At 49.2% G+C, this 18,635-nt stretch carries 11 protein-coding genes; 4 read left to right on the top strand and 7 right to left on the bottom strand.

The window, feature by feature from the left end; translation table 11 throughout:
- Positions 1-353 precede the first annotated feature (353 nt).
- A complete protein-coding gene (locus RIC19_RS00115; RefSeq protein ID WP_350175576.1) occupies positions 354-3,221 on the top strand; it encodes a CHAT domain-containing protein in 2,868 nt (955 codons plus the stop codon).
- A 3-nt stretch (positions 3,222-3,224) separates the two neighbouring features.
- Here the strand turns inward: RIC19_RS00115 and RIC19_RS00110 are convergent, their stop codons facing one another.
- Complete coding sequence (locus tag RIC19_RS00110) at positions 3,225-4,232, bottom strand: anti-sigma factor family protein (protein ID WP_350175574.1); 1,008 nt, start codon at positions 4,230-4,232, stop codon at positions 3,225-3,227.
- Positions 4,219-4,824, bottom strand: a complete 606-nt coding sequence (locus tag RIC19_RS00105; RefSeq protein WP_350175572.1) for an RNA polymerase sigma factor — start codon at positions 4,822-4,824, stop codon at positions 4,219-4,221. Before RIC19_RS00105 ends, RIC19_RS00110 begins: the two co-directional genes overlap by 14 nt.
- Before the next feature lie 91 nt (positions 4,825-4,915).
- Between RIC19_RS00105 and RIC19_RS00100 the strand changes: the two genes are divergently transcribed.
- On the top strand, positions 4,916-6,049 hold the full coding sequence (locus RIC19_RS00100) for a hypothetical protein (protein WP_350175570.1): 1,134 nt from the start codon (positions 4,916-4,918) through the stop codon (positions 6,047-6,049).
- Positions 6,050-6,257: 208 nt separating this feature from the next.
- Here RIC19_RS00100 and RIC19_RS00095 read toward each other — a convergent pair whose 3' ends face one another.
- A complete protein-coding gene (locus RIC19_RS00095; protein WP_350175568.1) occupies positions 6,258-10,385 on the bottom strand; it encodes a T9SS type A sorting domain-containing protein in 4,128 nt (1,375 codons plus the stop codon).
- Between the two features lie 440 nt (positions 10,386-10,825).
- Positions 10,826-10,951, bottom strand: coding sequence for a hypothetical protein (locus tag RIC19_RS00090; protein ID WP_350175566.1), 126 nt, complete (start codon positions 10,949-10,951; stop codon positions 10,826-10,828).
- An 88-nt stretch (positions 10,952-11,039) separates the two neighbouring features.
- Between RIC19_RS00090 and RIC19_RS00085 the strand changes: the two genes are divergently transcribed.
- On the top strand, positions 11,040-11,459 hold the full coding sequence (locus RIC19_RS00085) for a hypothetical protein (RefSeq protein ID WP_350175564.1): 420 nt from the start codon (positions 11,040-11,042) through the stop codon (positions 11,457-11,459).
- A 5-nt stretch (positions 11,460-11,464) separates the two neighbouring features.
- Here RIC19_RS00085 and RIC19_RS00080 read toward each other — a convergent pair whose 3' ends face one another.
- Together RIC19_RS00080 and RIC19_RS00075 are read right to left on the bottom strand one after the other, a co-directional pair.
- On the bottom strand, positions 11,465-12,112 hold the full coding sequence (locus RIC19_RS00080) for a hypothetical protein (RefSeq protein WP_350175562.1): 648 nt from the start codon (positions 12,110-12,112) through the stop codon (positions 11,465-11,467).
- A 379-nt stretch (positions 12,113-12,491) separates the two neighbouring features.
- A complete protein-coding gene (locus RIC19_RS00075) occupies positions 12,492-15,374 on the bottom strand; it encodes a DUF7619 domain-containing protein (RefSeq protein ID WP_350175560.1) in 2,883 nt (960 codons plus the stop codon).
- A 159-nt stretch (positions 15,375-15,533) separates the two neighbouring features.
- Between RIC19_RS00075 and RIC19_RS00070 the strand changes: the two genes are divergently transcribed.
- Positions 15,534-16,925: a hypothetical protein gene (locus RIC19_RS00070; RefSeq protein ID WP_350175558.1), complete on the top strand. Its 1,392-nt coding sequence runs from the start codon at positions 15,534-15,536 to the stop codon at positions 16,923-16,925.
- 54 nt (positions 16,926-16,979) lie between these two features.
- Here the strand turns inward: RIC19_RS00070 and lysS are convergent, their stop codons facing one another.
- On the bottom strand, positions 16,980-18,524 hold the full coding sequence (gene lysS, locus RIC19_RS00065) for a lysine--tRNA ligase (RefSeq protein ID WP_350175556.1): 1,545 nt from the start codon (positions 18,522-18,524) through the stop codon (positions 16,980-16,982).
- Between the last annotated feature and the right edge of the window lie 111 nt (positions 18,525-18,635).

Raw genomic sequence — 18,635 nt, 5'->3', positions numbered from 1 at the left:
ATGTGGTAGCTACTTTGGGCTCACAAGTGTTGATTTATACCTAAAATGACAGATGCAGGGAACCTAGCCATCCCGATTTATAAATCGGGATGGCTAGGGTGTATATACCGACGACGAAGTAGTTTGGGACCGAACATGACTTCGTGTCGACATATACTCGTGCGTCGGGTTTGTGCCTTACGCCCAAACCTCTCCGTTCCGAGCATAGCTTTAATTTTAACAATGAAGTTTTACAGCAAGTCTAATGAAAGTCAAGTTAGAACTTCCAATTTTTGGGTTAGCTGACTAGACAGAAACAGAATATGGAGTTTCCTATATTTCTGCTTACCCATCCAGCAACAAAACCAACCACCATGCCAAACGCCACCCTACTCCCCATCATAGCCATCTTAATCTTACTCCTACTTTATGGCAACGGGCAAAACTCAGGCTCTATGGCGCGGCAATCTCCCCCCTGCCTATCACCAGACACCGCAGCCCTAACTCTGCATTTTGAGCAAGGGCAGTACCATTGGGAGGCACAACGTACGGATAGCACCGACATACATTTCCAAGCTGCGCTAAACATTCTTGATATATACCTTGATCAAGCTATCCAATCTTCTGATACTGTTTGTTTGTCGCAGGCCTGGAATACTGTATTTGACTTTACTTCTCGTTTGCAGGAGAAAAGCCACCTTCAGTATGCGCTCCAGGCGATTAAAAACTCAGTTCGTTATTTTGAAAGAGCGCCGGTTTCCGAACCACTAGCTCTGGCTTATCAGGAGGCAGGAAAGATGTACGGCCGCTTCCGATTCAATGAGCAGGCACTTGAGTATTCTTTTAAGGCTTTGGAGGTAAGGGAAGCTATTGGCTTTAGCATTGACATAAGTGAGGTGTATAATACCATAGCCGTGACCTATTCAGCTATGGGGGATCAAGGCTCTGCAAGAGTATACGTAGAAAAGGCTTTGCAAGAGTATATTAAATGGGAAGGTCCCGAATCAAAAAGGGTGCTCAATGCAATGAATAATATTGGCTACCTCTACCAAAAAGAGGGCGACACCCTGCAGGCAGGAAAGTACTATTCGGCTGCCCTGGAACTGAGCTTGAAAATATCGGGGCCAAAGAGCAGCGCTACAGCTAATGTTCTTAACAATATGGCATCTTTGCTTTTCGATCAGCAACGGCACGCAGAAGCGATACCTCTGTTAAAAAAGGGGGCCAAGATATCAGAAGAAGAACTGGGTGTCTTGCACCCTTTTACCTGTACTTATTATCTTGAGCTGGGCAGGAATTACACGCAGCTTGGCCAGTACGATCTGGCAGAGCCATATTTGACAAAAGCACGGAACGGCCGGCTCTTTAGCCTGGGCCTGCAGCACTTTATGACAGGGTTTGCCTACCTGGGGCTGGCAGAATACTATGCAGCAAAAGGGGAACTCCCTCTGGCACTAAAGTACATCGACACCACCTATCAGGCTATACTTTTCGATCCAGATGACAAATTAAGCTTAGCTGATGTTTCTTACTTCCCTTTGCTCATTCAAGCATTGGAAACCGAAGTCCGGTTGCTCTCGGAGCGAGAGTTATCGCAGGATCTACTGCAACATTCCTGTAAACCTTGCGGGGCTTTAGCCGCTTCAATTGAATACCTTCATCGTAACACCTACAACGCCAAAGCAGCAAGAGCTATGCGGCTGAAGCTAAAACCAACACTAAATATTTGCGTAAATACAACTGCGTCTCTCTATCGGCAGACCGGTGATTTAGATGCTTATAACATAGCATTGTCCATTAGTGAGTGGAACAAATCTGTTAATCTCTTTAGCGAGTTAAGAGACCTTTCTCAAAAAGAAGTCTATCGCGTGCCCGATAGTCTTAGGGTGCTGGAATGGAAAATCAAACGACAGCTAAATATGCTCGATCGCGAAATTCAGGCTTCAACCGACCCGCAAATAAAGGCAGGCCTTCTCGATCAGCAATACGCACAACAAGAAGCTCTTCGAAGCCTCAAGGCTACCTATGCCAGCCAATTTGCCAAATATTACGAAGACCGGTTTCAGCTGGGGCGGGACATGGCGGTGGAACGGTTCCAGAAGCTACTCTTTATCAGAGAGCAGTCTTCGCAGACCATTCTAGAATACTATATCGGGGATTCCTCAATATTCATCTTTCTTATCCGTAAAGATGAGGTTGACCTTATTTCCATACCTTTAACAAGCGATATAGATAAAGTCATAGCAAATATGCAAGACGGAATCTATGCCTACTTCCTTTCCGCTCAAGGACAGAGCAGCGAACCAGATATTGAAACGCTTACCAGACAGTATATTCATAGTGCCCATGTCCTCTACAATCAGCTTATTCGTCCAATTGAGGACAGGATAACCGAGGAGCCTCTCATCATACCCGATGAAAAGCTACAGTTTATTCCTTTTGGCCTACTGCTGTCAGAAGCTCCAAAAAATATCAAAAACTTTGGCAGTTACCCCTACTGGATAAAAGACAAAAAAATTGGATATGCTTTTAGTCTACGAGTACTTGAAACTCAGATGCTACGTGCAAACGGCCCCTTATCCCCCAAAAGTATGCTTGCTGTAGCCCCTTCCGTACCCTTAAGTAATTTACCTTATTCGAAGTATAGCACTAGCGATGGACTAACTTCTGAATCTTCTTTTTTACTTGATAACGAAGAAGAGGCATATGCAATAGCCAGTTTATGGAAAGGAGATGTAATCACAGGCAAGGAAGCAACAAAAGAAGCATTCTGCTCCCTAATGCCTTCCTACAAATTACTTCACATAGCCACCCATGGACAATCGGATACACTGTGGGGGGAAAAGTCCTACCTTACATTTACAGCTTCACCGAAAAGTAAAACCAACAGGCTATATGTGGAGGATCTATTAGCCCTGCGTATGAATACAGAAATGGTGGTTCTCAGCGCTTGTGAAACAGCAAATGGCCAGTTTCTAAAAGGAGAAGGAATTATCTCAATCACCCGCGCATTCACCCACGCAGGAACGAAGAGTGCGGTAACCAGTATTTGGCCAATGGAGGATCAACTAACCAGCAGACTAATGTTAAACTTCCACAAGGAACTGAAGCAGGGAGTAAATAAAAGCGAAGCACTTAGAAACGCTAAGCTAAATTATCTGGCAGAAACACCCGGCTTCCAATCCCACCCCTTCTTCTGGGGCGGCATCATCGCCATTGGAGACATGAGTCCAATTGACTGACATCTATTCCTCTATCGCTTCCACCTGTTTGCTGAGCTGTACGGCTTTAGCATGAAAGCTATGGGATTCATCCATGAGTAGGACTGACATAGCATCTTGGAAAGCATCAGCTTTGGCTGGCATTTGTGCCAGGTAGCAAAGTGCAAGCCCCCAATCGGCATCCCCACCGTAGATGAAGCTGTTTCGCAGGGCTTTGAAGTCAGATGCAGCCTTCGCGTACTGCCCCAGTTGAAAGTAAGCTTGTGCGCGGGTCAGCAGTAGCCTTGGGTCTTCTGCTACTCGGCTACCTTTCAGCGCTTCAACAACCCGCTCAAGGTAGCTTTGCTGCGCTGTGACATCCGTAGTTGCGCCAGCCTGCGCAAATAAGAGCAACGCGTATTCTGATGAGTCACCAGATCCATTATCAGTGGTTATGCCCCGAAATACAAATGTCGTAGTGGTAAATTCCGACAAAGCCAATTGACGATAGGCGGATGCTTCCGCTTTCCTTCCTCGTGGTTTTTCCTGAGCAGAAGGTGAAGTTTCCTTCTGTAAAGGTGCTGAGGCTTCGCGTGGATCAGATGGAGGCGCTGCGATGTCATCTGCCTTTACAATTGAGGTAGAGGTGCTGTCCACCGAGTTAGCCAGCGAAGATGGCGAAGGTGTATCCGGTTGATCTATGGCTTGAGGTATGGAAGAGCTCCCCGATCTTCTGAATAAAAAAAGTGCGCCCCCCATAATGGCTAATGCAATCAGGAATAAAAGCAAGTTTCGGCCACCTGCCCTGCCAGCTTTAGCACTATCCACTTTCAAGGATTGATGCTGTGCAATCCGATCCGTAACCTTGCGGCGGAAGGCTACTAATGCCTCCTCGTCTCTCAATGCTTGCTGTACGGACTGATACAAAGCCAAATCAGCTGCAAGCGACTTGTCTTTTGCACAATCCTGTTCAAACCGGTGCCGGTCAGCATCAGACATTTCACCGTCCAAATAATCCTGGATTCGGCGGCTGTTTTCTTCAGGTATTGCCATTTTCGCTATTGTCTGTTAACTCCTTATATAACGGATCAAGCTTAATCATCTCAACCAGCTTTTGGTAACACTTGTATTTTTTCTTCTTGGCATACTGATATTGATACCCCATTTCGTCTGCAATGTCCTGATGAGGCCTCTCCTCAACAATGAAAAGCCGAAGTACTTTTTGGCAAGCTGCCCCAAGCTTGTCGAACGTCGCCCAAAACAACTTCGACCGCTCTGCTGCTATCAACTCCTCTTCAATATCCTGCTCGCTAAATAGTACCTCTGACAGGTGATTGGTGACCTCTAACCAGGCTTTTTTATTGCCAGACTTCTTGAACCACGTCCAAACACAAGCCTGAAGAAAGTACGCCGGGAATTTTTCATCTTCAAAAAAAGCCTGCTCTGTTTTCCGAACCCTTCGAAAAATATCCTCTGCCGCTTCCATAAAAACATCCTCTGCATCCGCCTCTCCCGCACCGGAGCGTTTTAATTTACCAATCACTACAGGCCTTATATGATCCACTAAATAATTCGCGGCACGCGGGTCTGAATGCTTGAGCGCAGTATACCAAGTCCAATTAATGGCATTCGCAGACTTTTTCATACCCTAAAATTAAAAAATACATCGAAAAGGGGTCACTCAACAGGCTATCCATGGTACTACATGCCAGAAAACAAAACTCCAATTGTAACCAATGCCTATCGAAAAGCTAAAAAAAGACCTTTGGGAAAAGGTCTTCCGAAACAAAAACATCGAGAAACATAGCCACTATTATAGTGATATTCGCGATGCCATAAAAGAAAAAACAGGGTTTCACCTCAGCAGGGACACTATCCGCAATCTCATGGAAGACCGAAACCGGCCAAGCCCTAAGATGTTAGACATTTACGCTACCTTCCTATTAGATGGCTGTCAGGATCAGCCATTTACCTTTCAGGATTATCTTGAATATTGCCAACAACAGCCAACTTTAGCCGAAACTAAGCAGCAGGTGCCTTCACCGGACGACAGCCCCAAAAGGCATAAATTGGTTTTCATAGCATTGCCAATATGCTCCTTACTATTTGTATTGCTTTTTTCACTGGCTCCCCAAAAAACCAAAAGTTTTCATTGGACCGAAGGTTTTCACAACAACTCACCGGCAGGGCTTCACGACCGTGGCTGGAAGTTCATTTGTTTTGACAGCACTCACTGGAATCAAATCAGAAGTGGGGTGCTCACCCTATTCACTCAATACGGAGAATACTCCAGCAACCTGATTGACTCCACAGTCCATAACCTTGTTTATAAAAAACTGGATTGTACGCACTGCGAGATTACGGTAAAAATTGTGGATTTCAACCCTTCCAATCGTTACCAGCAAGCCGCTGTATTCCTCTTGGATTCCAACTTAACCCGGACCAACAACCTCCGGTTTTCATTTGCTACAATGAACCCCGATACCTTTTTTGAACACCGTACTCAAGCCCATCGGGTAGAGCATAAGCGTGGCGTACAAGTTCTCAATCAGGTGGAGGGAAGAACCGTACACTTTACCAAGCAACTTCATACACAGATCTACGACAAAGAAGAGCAGCCAATAGCGGAAAAAGAAATTTGGCTGAAGATGAAAATCACGCCCGACCATTATCAGACAGCCTATATGATCAATGACAGTATTGGAGGTTTTACTTCTTTTGCAAAGGATCAGTTACACTTTGATCCAAAGTACATTGGGTTGGCTTGCCTGGGGAACGGTGTAAGAGCCAATACCTGTCCAAGTACAGCAGAAGATATTCCTGCCTATTTTGACTACGTTAGGGTTGAAAAGGCCCCCAATGACCTTTAGAGTATGTTTGGAGCTTGCTCCTATTGCAAACCAAGGACTTATGAACCCCGCAGAAATGCGGAACAGGCTCTGGCGTCACCTTTTTTGGCTTATTTGACCCCGCATTCTGCGGGGCAGGCTCTGCCAAACGCGCAAAAAAAAGTCTAGCCAGAACTAACAACTCCTTGATTTTCATAACGAGTCCACTCCAAACATGCTCTAAGACATACTACCGCTGCACCACCACCGAACGCGCAAACTGCGCCCGGCCATCTCTTACCTGCAGCAAGTACGTGCCCGCTGGCAGTTGGCTCATATCCAGCTCGATATTGCCGCTTTGCAGTTGGCCGTAGTTGTTGGACAGCACGACCTGGCCGAGCGTATTCATCAAGCGGAGGTGGAGGGACTCCGCAGCTGATGGCAGATCGACCTGCACATTCAGGATGTCCCGCACCGGATTAGGGAATACCTCGATGCTAGCCTGCAGCGTCTGCTCGTCTATACCCACCACCATATCACAAGTGACGCAGTAGTTGAAGCAGACCAGATCGGTCGTAACATCCGTTTCCTCTACCACTACGAAGCGGTTGCCGAAGTCACCTAAGGTACAGGGGTCGCCGATGCTCTCGTCAATATCTTCCCAGCCGCCGGGTCCGTTTTGAAACTTGTACTCGAACGTATCACTCTCAGGGAACTCCAGCGTGATGCTCCAAACGTTGTCTGCGCCTTCCACCATTGGGGTGCCTGGGTCTGGGAAGCCGTTAAACTCACCGGATATAAAAATCCCCTCTGGCGCAAGCGTGCCGGCTTCCACCAAGCGGGAAGCGTCAACTTGGAAAGTCACCATGGCGGGCACTACTGGCACGGTGAGATTGGTGACTTCAAGGCAGAACTCGCCATCGGCGGCGAAGTCCGGGCCAAAGCCGTCTACCATGATGTAGTAGGTCACACCTGCCTCGGTCTGTAGGGTGTCGCCCGCCGGGAAGGGGCCGCCTGGCATCACATTGGGCCCATCTTCGCTGCAAAGTACCGCTTCCAGACTGTCGCAACTGGGACCTTCGTAAATGACGAACTGCGTATCGCCAAAGTCAATCGGGTCGTCGCCACAGGCCAGGGCTTCGATGAAGTAGTTGTTGCCATCCCCCTCGAAGGTGTACCAAAGCGTTCTTTCCAGGGAAGGAGCGCTGCCGCCGCCGTCCGGCTCGCCGAAGCACTCCCAGCCGAAGTCGGGGTCGGAGTCGTCGGTGGTGGCGTTGGTATTGTCGTAAGGGCCGGAAGATTGTACTTCACCTGGGGTTTGGCCGAACTGAGTGTTGATATCAATGGCGTCCATGCACATATCGCCAGGTAAGAAAACTTCTTGCACTACAATAATATCAGTAGTACTTGCCGCAGTGTTGCATGCAGCTACCTCAAAGGTAAATGTGATCGTATATGATCCTAGTCCGATGGAAGGATCAAAAGAATAGGTGCCATCTCCATTATTGATTACCCCCGGACCACTGTAAGTACCGCCTTCGGGCATCCCTCCTGTAAGTGCCTGAATACCGGCATTTGGCGCAAAAGGCCCCGGAGCAGTGAAGGTGACAGTAGGTACTGCTGACAAATTAAATGCGATAAAGTTGCCAGAAAAATCGTAGCAGTCATTAGAAATAGGCGTGGTAGTCAGGTTATCTCCAAGGTTTAGCGTGAGACTACCAGTATAAAGTACTGTCCTCACTCTATAGTTACCTGCTGGTAAAGTCTCAAAATTGAACGGACTTGATATTGGAAATTGAAGCAATGCATCATTATCATCCGTAAGGGCATAAGAAGAGAAAAATGGGCTACTTCCTTCTGATCCCTGAAATAAAAATGAATAATTATCATTTATACCATCTCCTACACAGACATCATTTTCTGCTCCGGCTCCTATTACTCCTATGGAGCCTGCATTAGCAATCTTTGATCTAACGCTTATAAAATTATCAGAAAGGTCAGAACATTTATCAGAAACAGGATCAGAAACTGGATTATCGCCCACACCCAGCAGTAGATTACCGGAGTAGCTAAGTCCCCAAATGCGGTAGGTACCATCATCAAGGGTCGCAAAATCAAAAATACCTGTATTATCAAAGGCCTCTATATTATTGGACTGATCAGTGATTAAGAAGGTGAAATTGTCTCCGGCATTTCCAGTAGCAGCGAAGCTCAATTCATTGGTTCCATCTATTTCGATACAAAAGGAAATATCTGTTGTGCCATCTGCTAAGGCTACCGTGCCGCCAATATTGGGTGCTCCTAATATTTCATTAGGTGTATAGGCAAGGCACACAGGTGCATCTAGACAACCACCTGCTGCACGAATATAATAAGTAGAGTCTGGGGCAGTAAATCCAGCTCCTGAAAGTGTTGTGCCAGTAACGAAAACATCTAATTCTTCACAAGGTATATTTCCAAAACTAGCTCCTGTCCACTCCCATTGAGCGGCACCATTCAGTTCTCCATCAACTTCAAGGGTAACTCCTGAAAAATCAGTTCCACAATCTACAATATTCACCCCATTGATCACAGGGGCTATACAGCTTTCCACTACGATATCATCGGCAACTGAAGCCGTACAATTGGTACCATCAGGATCGGTATAGGTGTACGTGATGGTGTAAGTGCCCGCACCGACGGAAGGGTCAAAGGAATAGGTGCCGTCTCCATTGCCTACCACACCCGTGCCGCTGTAGATGCCGCCTGCGGGCATACCAGTAGTAAGAGCTTGTATGCCATCCGTCGTATTAAATGGACCTGGAGCCGTGAAGGAAATGGAAAGACCTTGACTGAGAAGGTCATTAATGGTGTATCCAAAACAAATAGGCTCTTCAAGGCAACCGCCAGCTGCACGTACATACAAAGTCAATGATGGTGCATTATTAAATATTTGAAACTGAGCATTAACCTCCAAAATATTTTGTTGATCGCAAGGAAAGTCTTGGAACGAGGGTGGGCCAGTCCATTCCCACCGTGCTGCTCCATTAAGTTCGCCATCGACCTCGAGGGTGTAAAAATTCCCTCCATCACAACTAATCAGATTCACCCCATTGATCACGGGCTGCTCACAGCTTTCCACTACAATATCATCGGCAACTGAAGCCGTACAATTGGTACCATCAGGATCGGTATAGGAGTACGTGATGGTGTAAGTGCCCGCACCGACGGAAGGGTCAAAGGAATAGGTGCCATCTCCATTATCCACTACACCGGTACCACTGTAGGTGCCACCGGCAGGCATGCCCCCGGTAAGGGCTATTGGCAGGTCGCTGGAGTAGATCAATCCGCCAGGGGCGGTGAAGGCAAGACCACCTATGGCATTAGCCACCAAATCGCTGGGTACAAAAGTGAAGCAAACAGGTTCATTCAGACAACCACCTGAAGCACGAACTATTGCCATCGTTCCATTTGGAGCACTTAAGTAATCACTTGTAACTTGCATGCCTGTAGCAAAGGCGAAACCACCTTCACAAATTTCGTTTAACTGAAGCCAGTCCCACTGCGCTGCGCCATTGAGTTCGCCATCCACCTCAAGTTGCAAATTGTTATTGCCAACACAACCTATCAAATTCACCCCATTGATCACGGGCTGCTCACACTGAAAGAAGCCATCTGGCAAGTCGCCAGGGTAGTCGACACCATTGTCATCACAGCAGTCACTGACGCCTGGTTCATTCTCGGTCGTCCAGTTCGCGAGATTCAAAATGTTGGCCAGGCAAGCATTGCGGTCGGCGCAATCGAGAGTGCCGGTGTACATTCCCATATCGGCATCTTGATCGACATTGGAAAAATCGAGGATTAAACCGCTCAATTCCGCTGGTGGGGTATTGGAGTTATCCAGATTATCGGTATACATGGCACAAAGCCAGGTCGTGGGCATCAGCGGGGCGCCGAGGTAGGCATAGATCTCCTGGTTGGAGATGCCGATATTCCAGGGTTGTGTGCCCATATTCGTTTCAAACTGAATGGTGCCAAAATTGGCAGTAGGCCCGGGATTGGTTCCGTTGCAAAAGTCGGCGTTCGTCTGCACATGAGTCGTTAGCGCGACCACGGTGCCTGCTGGGGTGAGCGCTGTATTGGTCCAGCTAATCGTGCCTCCGTCTGTTCCAAATGCAGTACCGTTGTACTCGTCTTCCGTAAAGTAGACGGTGGTATTGGCCGGAATATCCACCAGGGCTGCAAAGGCGAAGCCGTCTTCACAGCCAAGATCGCCGCTTGTTCCGTCAAAGCGAAAACCGACAAACATAATATCGCTCGGGTTGAGCTGGGCATGTAAGCTATGCCCGCCCAAAAGGCAGCACAAGCCAAGCAATAAAAAGGTGTAGAAACGTAACATAGTAAAAAATTAGGTTTAGGAAATAAAAAAGCACACTGCAAAGTAGGAGCAAGGTCGCGCAGAAGCGTTGATAAATGATAGATTAGCTGTAAGGCTTTGGTATCGCCTACGCGCTTATATGCTTTTCGCCCCAAAGATGCGGCAAGCTTGAGCACTTCTGCAAAGACAATTTTGGGGCATTACCACAAAAAAAAAATTACATTTTAGCTCTAAATCCTGCCAAAACACTCAATAAAACCAGCTGGTTGAACCACAACAATGGCAAACGTACAACCAACAAAATCTGCCCCTCTACTCCGTATATTCGACGAAGCAGAGCTGTGGGGGTTCCGCCAATGACTACAGCCGCCCTGGTACAACACGTAAAAAAATCTCCCGCGCCTGTTTGCAGAGCTATCAAATACCACCCCGGGAAAGCGCAGCAACAGCACCGCCAGAGTTTACCCGGTGATGGGGATGCCGCCCAGGGCTTCCGGTACAGGTATAGCGACTCTCGCCAAGATGGCGATGAAGAGGGTGCTGAGGAGGAGGTTTAGGAGGTGGGGGAAGAGGGTACTAGCATTCATAAAAATTGTTTTCACGACAAACTCCACACAATTTGTTAGAAATTTCGTTTTTTTGAGGAAACTTTCAACTACGAGCGGTACTTTTGTTATGACTATATTTCAATCAGAAGCCACGACCATGCCTTTGCGCGATGATTTTCCGCCGTCAGGCAGCGATTACCTGGGCGGTGAAAGTGATGGATACGAGTACCGGACGGTTTTCGGGGGCTCCCGCCTCGAAAGCACCTATGAAATGGTGCGGCAATTTCTGGCAGAAGAAGGGTACGAAGACGTGCCACTGCCTAAAGATGCCGAGGAGCTCAGGCTGTTCCGCCTGCCCACGCGCAACAAGCAAATCCTAATGTTTGAAGACAATGGCTACGTGCATAACCCCATAAAAATCCTCTTCCCGCAGGACCGCCGGAAGAGGAGTACGTTGATACTTTGTATTTACAATGAGGCCGACCCGCAGCACTTGCTAAAATTCCACCGCATTTTGGAGCGGGTGGAGGCCGCGAAGTCCGAATAACACTTCTATTCCAGGCCTTTCAGCTTATCGATGCTTACGGCATCAAGGGCTTCGCGCAGAGCACCTTCTTCAACATTCCGGCCTTCAATGGTAATGATATAGCGATCTTCGGCAATGATACTGATCTGCCCTTCCTTTCGCTTGCTGTCGTATTCTTCAAAGGCTTTGTAGCCGTCAATCGTTGTGGTCCGCTCATAACCGCTGTCGGTCTCTTTGTCAATTTCTACTGACGCCCAGGCCGCAGTACTGGCTAAAATCATGGAAACGCCTGCAAAATCAACTACAGAAACCTCCAGAGATTGATCCCCATCTCCGTATTCTGCCTGTGCTGTTGACATTTTGAAGCCCATAGCACCTACCTTCTCCCCGGTGTGCGAGGTCCGGTCCATGCCCGCAATACGCTCGGGCAAAAGGGCTTTAAGTTTCCGGAAGTCCACCACTTCTTTGGTTTCTCCGTCGCCGCCTAATTGCTTCATGGCATCGCTCATGGCTTTTTCCATGGTAGCTGCCGGGTCGTCAGAAGATGTGCCTTCGGAAGAGGTGGAGGCCTCCGTGGACGCTGTATTTGCGGAAGCATCTTCGCTGCCACCGCAGGAAGTCAGAAGGCCGGCCGCCAGGAAGAGAAGTGGGAAAATCAGTTTTCGGGTTTGCATAGTGATTGAGGTTTTTGATTCGGTACCAAACTTACGAAAATCCATTCCCTGTACCAACTGCTTTCGACGAATGCTCAACCCATTACTATACTCCCCTCGGTCACGAGAGGTGAAATTTTGACGACTTTATTTTTGTGGCCTGCAAGGCAAAACGCGCAGGCATAGCCTAGCTACGGCGAGCATTTTTAACGCCGCAGGGCGCAAAAAGAAAAAGTCAAAAATCACTTATTGTGCCCGAGGGGAGTATATTATTCACAGCCCAACCGGACTACCCGTTTCTGGGTATTCAAAACGTACCATTCTGCCTGATCATCCTGAAACAGCTCGCAGGATGCTCTTGGGCTAGCCCAGGGTAGATAAATTGGATAGTTTTCATAGCTTATTGTTGAATAATGAATGTACCGGTTATGGCCGCTCCCTGCTCCGGAGCGAACTCGTAAATGTAGAGCCCATCTGAAAATTTCTCTCCAGAAAGTTCAAAGGTTTCCCCCGCTATTTCCGAACTAAAACACTGCCGGCCCAGGGCATCAAAAATGCGGAGTTGCCCGGTTATAGCTTCCGACCAGCGGAAAACCACGGGGCCAGATGATGGGTTTGGGCCAACGGTTAAGTCTGCTTCCCCGGGATCTGGCGGTGTTGGTGGCTCTGCTAAGGTAATAAAGTCCCTGCCAAGGGTATGTAAAGTAGTATTCGTCAGAATAGCCTCGTTGAAATCAAAATAGATCGCTGCCTGATTCCGGATTTCGGTACCCAATGGCAGCCCGGGCTTTTGACTGATCTTGAATTTTACAAAACCAACCGACTCTGCCAGGTTGGTGGTGCTATCGGGCAACAAGATATTTTCAAAGCGGAACCTCAGATTCCTGCCCTCCTCTATCGAATAGGTGTAGATATGGCTGCTTGCACCCGGACGGAAACTAGTCAGGTCCAGCGCTTCCGAAATTTGATCCGCAATGACCACGGTGAAGGCCGTGTCCGTACCGGTATTTTGAAAGCGAATATGGTATTCCAACTCCTGCCCCTGCTCTATGAAGTGCTCCTGCCCGTAGCCAGTAGGGAAGCCGCGCTTATCGTTAGGGTCATAAGCGCCAATGTTTTGCTGACAATCAATGGAAACCGAGGCATCGCCATCATTTTCCCAGTACTGCGTGACGAACCCTAAGCTTTCAGGGTCGGGGAAGGGACCACAAAATTCCACGGTGGCCGTAGGATGGTCATTGCCGGGATGGTTGGGTTCCTGTTCGGCTTCGATCCGGTAAGTCCCTCCGTTGGCGGCCAGGGTAATGAGGGTTGCTTCCCCAGGCTCCAGTTCATCATAGTTGCCCTGCAGCAGGATCACCTGATCTTCAATCACGAGGTACTCCAGATTGGGTGTGGAAGGCGCTGTGCCAACGTTTTTCAGCGTAAACTGTACCGAATCACCAAGGCAAGCGCCTGTGGCTTCCATGCTGGCGCCCGACCAGCCTTCCGAAGGCAGGCAGATGGAATCGGGAAAAACCCGGGCGGTGGTACAGTGGCTTTGCCCGAGTACTGTCTCGTCACAATTTACTTCCACATCAATTGTGAACCTGCCGCACTCGCCAACATCCACCCGGCCGATGTCAAACCGGTAGACCTGATCCTCAAGCGGCATACCCGGTTTGCTGGCCCCAAGGTATGCCAGTTGATCATCCAGTTCGACTTCGATGTAAGCCTGCTGTGCCGGTAAAGTACCCCGGTTGCAATACCGTACCGTATACCGGCTTTCAAAACAACGCCGCAGGAAAGGGGCAGAAATGTCTACGTGCATATCCGGGCATTCCACCCGGGCCTGCACCGGAAACTGCACCTCCAGCGTATCTTCTGCATTGACGCCCAAGCCGGGCGATGGCGGGCATACGCTCCAGTACGGCCCCATGGGGTAAACCACCGGATTGTAAGTGCCGGCATTCAATCGCCGGACAAATTGCCCGAGTGAATCTGTCAGGGCATAGCGGTTGGAACCGCCCTCAAAACCAACAATCCAATTTTGTAAAGGCACTTCCACCAATGGGCCGCAATCCTGGTCCAGGTCTTCAAAGACGGTGCCCTGTATCTGGCTTTCAAAGACCCGCCCGCGCTGATCCAACCGCAACAGATAGCCACGATCAATATTGGTGCCGCCCGGAAGATCCACGTACCCAGCCAAAATCAAACCTCCGCCCGGCATTTCGGAAACGGTGCGGGCAGATCTGCGCGGCAGAGCCTCGAATCGCTCTAACTTCTTGTCTTCCCCAGTCGCCGGGTTTATCCATGATAAATGGACACCACCATCTATATGATGCGACAGCACCAGTAACTCCCCATTGCTTAAGGTGAGCAGAGATCGACCATACAGGTCAAATTCCGGTGATAAAGGGCGATCCCAGATTAGCGCTCCTGACGGATCGTACCGGGAAAGGGTGTGCTTCTGCCAGCTACCGTTAGGAAAGGGGTCGTTAAGATGCTCCCGGCGTAGCGCGATAATGTCAGACCCTACCACTTCAGAATGTATTAAAAGCGGTCCAAAATTTGGAAAGTCCAAGGTCACAATATCCAGCACATTGCCAGCTTTATCCAGGCGGAGCAACCGGGCTGAGAGTCCTATCTGCAGCAGGTACCCTAGGCTTCCGTCTTCCATCCAGTAAAATCCGCGCTTTCCAAAAAAGCTGGTAATGTCGGGGTTCGCAATTTCCTGGTGATAACTTTTCACCCAAACCAGTTCCCCGCCAGCATCCAACTTGATCAATAGAGGGCGGGGTTGGGCCCCATCAATCTGGTAAGTAGCGGGCACGTAGTAATTGCCATCGTCATCCAGCAGTATTTCCCCAAACTGGTAGAAAATATCGGGTGCATAATCTGGCAGGGTCTGGAATTTCACCCAATTCAGCGTCCCGTCCTGATTGATATTGCGGAGGAAAACTTTAGGTAAGGCCGCCGCACCTTCTCCCGCGTCAACAACGGACCGGATTGCCCTAAGCTGAGTGATCGTGCCATCAGGTAATTCGATCGCGGCCTCGGCGGAGTTCGCTATATCGTTTAAAACCAATCCTTCTGACCGCATGTACGCAGCAGACTGCACCAGGCCAGCACCACTAGCGACCATAAGGAAATCAAAATGCCAAAAAGCGATATTCCCATTGGACAAAGCGATGGCCTCCAGGGAAAAATCACCATATTCTTTTTCCCACCCTTGCCCAAAGGATGAAGAAACCCCAAATCCTCCAAAAAGTATAATCAGCAGTGTAGATTTCCATGTTTTCATAAGCTTCCATTGATTTACAAGCCCAAGATGAGGCGTTTAACTACGTTCTGCAAAGACAAATAATCTAAAAAATTCAGGCTCCGTTTGACAAAACATAGCAGTACCAATAGTTTTAGGCATAAAAAATTTAGCTTTAACTTTTAAACCATCCTGGTTTTTATGCAAAACAGCAAGCTATATTACCTCTTTCAATCGATCCGGGGCGACGATATCCGCAGATTGCGCCGGTTTTTGCACTCGCCTTACTTCAACAGCCGGGAGGATGTGGTCCGCTTATTTGAATACCTGCACGCCAACGAAGCGGAAGGCGCTCTGCTCACCAAAGAGGCGGCTTTTGCCCACTTGTTCCCGGGTACTACCTACGATGACGGCCGGATGAATGCGGTCATGCACTTTCTCTTTAAGTTGTTGAAGCAGTTTTTGGTGCAGCGTGAATTTGAATTGGAATCATCTCAGCCCTATCTCACCCGTGCTCTGCGCAAACGTAAGCTCCCCCGCTTGTTCGAACCTGCCAGTAAAAAGTGGAAAAAGCAATTGGACAAAGCCCAGGTGCGTAATGCAGGATATCACTTTCAGCAATACCAGTACCAACTGGAAAAATACGAGTACGAACACCGGCAGCGCCGCAGCGGACGGATGAATTTGCAGGAAATCACAGAGGCCCTCACCACGTACTACCTGGCAGATATTCTGCGGCACGGTTGTGCAATGCTGACCGCAAAGAATATTTCTCAGGAAGCCTATGAACTAGACCTGATGCAGGAAGTGCTCCGTTATCTGGACCGAACCGAGCAGGCTCATCAGCCCGCTGTGGCGGTCTATCATCAGGCCTTTCTTTCGTTGTCTGACCTGAAGGAGCCCGGTCATTTCACGGAATTGCTCCGGCTAATCGAATTGCACTGGCAACAGTTCCCTCCTTCAGAAGCCCGCGACCTCTACCTTTTGGCCATTAACTACTGCATTCAGAAGCTCAACCGGGGAGACCGGGCCTACATCCGGCGCGCCTTGGAGTTATATCAGCTAGCACTCGACAGGGCCCTGCTGATCGAGGAAGGGGTGCTTTCCCAATACACCTACAACAACATCCTTATGCTCGCCATCGGACTGCAGGAATGGAGTTGGGGCCGGCAGTTCCTGGAAGACTACCGCAGCGCGCTACCGGCAATGGAACGGGAAAACCTATACCGCTATAACCTGGCAACTCTACATTTCCGTCAGGGGGCTTACGCCGAAGCTATGGAGTTGCTCCGGCGGGTTACGTTCTCCGATGTGCTGTACAACCTCAATGCCCGTACGATGCTGCTCCGCACTTACTATGAACTGGAAGAATACGATGCGCTTTTTGCGCTTCTGGACAGCTTCGAGGTCTACATTCGCCGCCAAAAAGGTATGGGCTACCACCGGTCTCACTATCAGGCTTTATTGCAGTTCACCCGGCGGCTCCTCCATTTGCCGGAAGGCGATAAAGACGGCAGGGCTCAACTCAAAGCGGACATACAGGCGGCACCTGCCACGGCAGAACGTGCCTGGCTACTTAGCAAGCTGGAATAGAAAAGGCAATACCGGTATGGCATTGCCCTTTCTATACTTTTCAGTAAAAGCTGTTTACTCTGCAGCATTCTCCGGTGCCTCTTCCTGCTTTTTCTGCGGGCGCATCTGCGGGAAGAACAATACCTCCTGTATGGAATGCTGATTGGTCATGAGCATCGTCAGGCGGTCGATACCAATGCCCAGGCCTGAGGTAGGCGGCATGCCATATTCCAGCGACCGCAGGAAGGCATCATCCAGCGCCATAGCTTCTTCGTCGCCCCGCTCGGCCAGCTTAAGCTGCTCTTCGAAGCGCCCCCGCTGATCAATCGGGTCGTTCAGCTCAGTGTAAGCGTTGGCAATTTCCTTGCCATTGACAAAAAGCTCGAAGCGCTCCACCAGGCCGGGCTTGCTGCGGTGCTTTTTCGCCAGTGGCGTCATCTCTATCGGGTAATCCGTGATGTAGGTGGGCTGAATCAGATTGGCCTCTACTTTTTCTCCGAAAATCTCATCGATTAGCTTGCCACGGCCCATGCTCTCATCTACCTCAACGTGCAGTTTTTTGCAGGTGGCGCGCAGTTCCGCCTCGTCCATTTCGGAAATATCAACACCTGTGTATTCCTCGATGGACTCGTACATACTCAAACGGCGGTACGGGCCAGCGTAATCAATCAGGTTGCCCTCATATTCCACTTTGGTGTGCCCGGTAACCTCGATGGCGATGTACTCCAGGAGCTTCTCGACCATCTCCATCATCCAGTTGTAGTCCTTGTAGGCAATGTAGATCTCCATGGAGGTAAACTCCGGGTTGTGGGTGCGGTCCATTCCCTCATTTCGGAACATTTTGCCGATCTCGTACACGCCTTCAAACCCGCCTACGATGAGGCGCTTGAGGTAGAGCTCGTTCGCAATTCGCATGTAGAGCGGCATGTCGAGCGTATTGTGGTGTGTTTTGAAGGGCCGGGCTGCTGCCCCACCGTGGATAGGCTGCAGAATAGGCGTTTCCACTTCCAGCCAGCCACGGTCGTCGAAGAAACGGCGCATGGCTGAAACGAGCCGGCTTCGCTTGAGAAAAATTTCCTTCACATGTGGGTTGACCGTCAGGTCAAGGTAGCGTTGGCGGTAGCGCTGCTCAGGGTCGGTGAAGGCATCGTAGACGTTGCCTTCCTCGTCCCGCTTAACCACAGGAAGTGGAGAAAGGGTTTTACCCAGTACTTTCAGCTCCGTGACGTGCACGGTAATTTCGCCCATTCGGGTACGGAACACATGGCCCTTCACGCCGATGTAGTCGCCTATATCCAGCAGCTTTTTGAAGACCTTATTGTACATATCCTTGTCTTCACCCGGGCAAATTTCATCCCGGGCAATATAGACCTGAATACGGCCGGTGCTGTCCTGCAGTTCAGCGAAAGAAGCTTTGCCCATGACACGGCTGCCCATAAGGCGGCCAGCCAGGCTGACGTCCTGGAAATTCGGTTTATCCCCCTCATCATTGAATTCTTCCTGGATTTCTTTGGCGTAAGCGGTCACGTCAAAGGCTTCGGGAGGGAAAGGGTCGATGCCGAGCTCACGGAGTTTCTCCATATTCTCCCGGCGCAAGATTTCCTGTTCGCTGAGTTGCATGTGGTTTTGCGTTGATTTTTATTGATTAGCACATCCTGCTAAATAAAGCTGCAAAAGTAGTGTTAATTAAAAAATTGCAGAAATATATGGTTGTAAACCTTCTGCCACTCT

The sequence above is a fragment of the Phaeodactylibacter sp. genome (genome assembly GCF_040219495.1).
Taxonomy (GTDB): Bacteria; Bacteroidota; Bacteroidia; order Chitinophagales; family Saprospiraceae; genus Phaeodactylibacter.
This window is presented reverse-complemented; position numbering and strand designations above follow the sequence as displayed.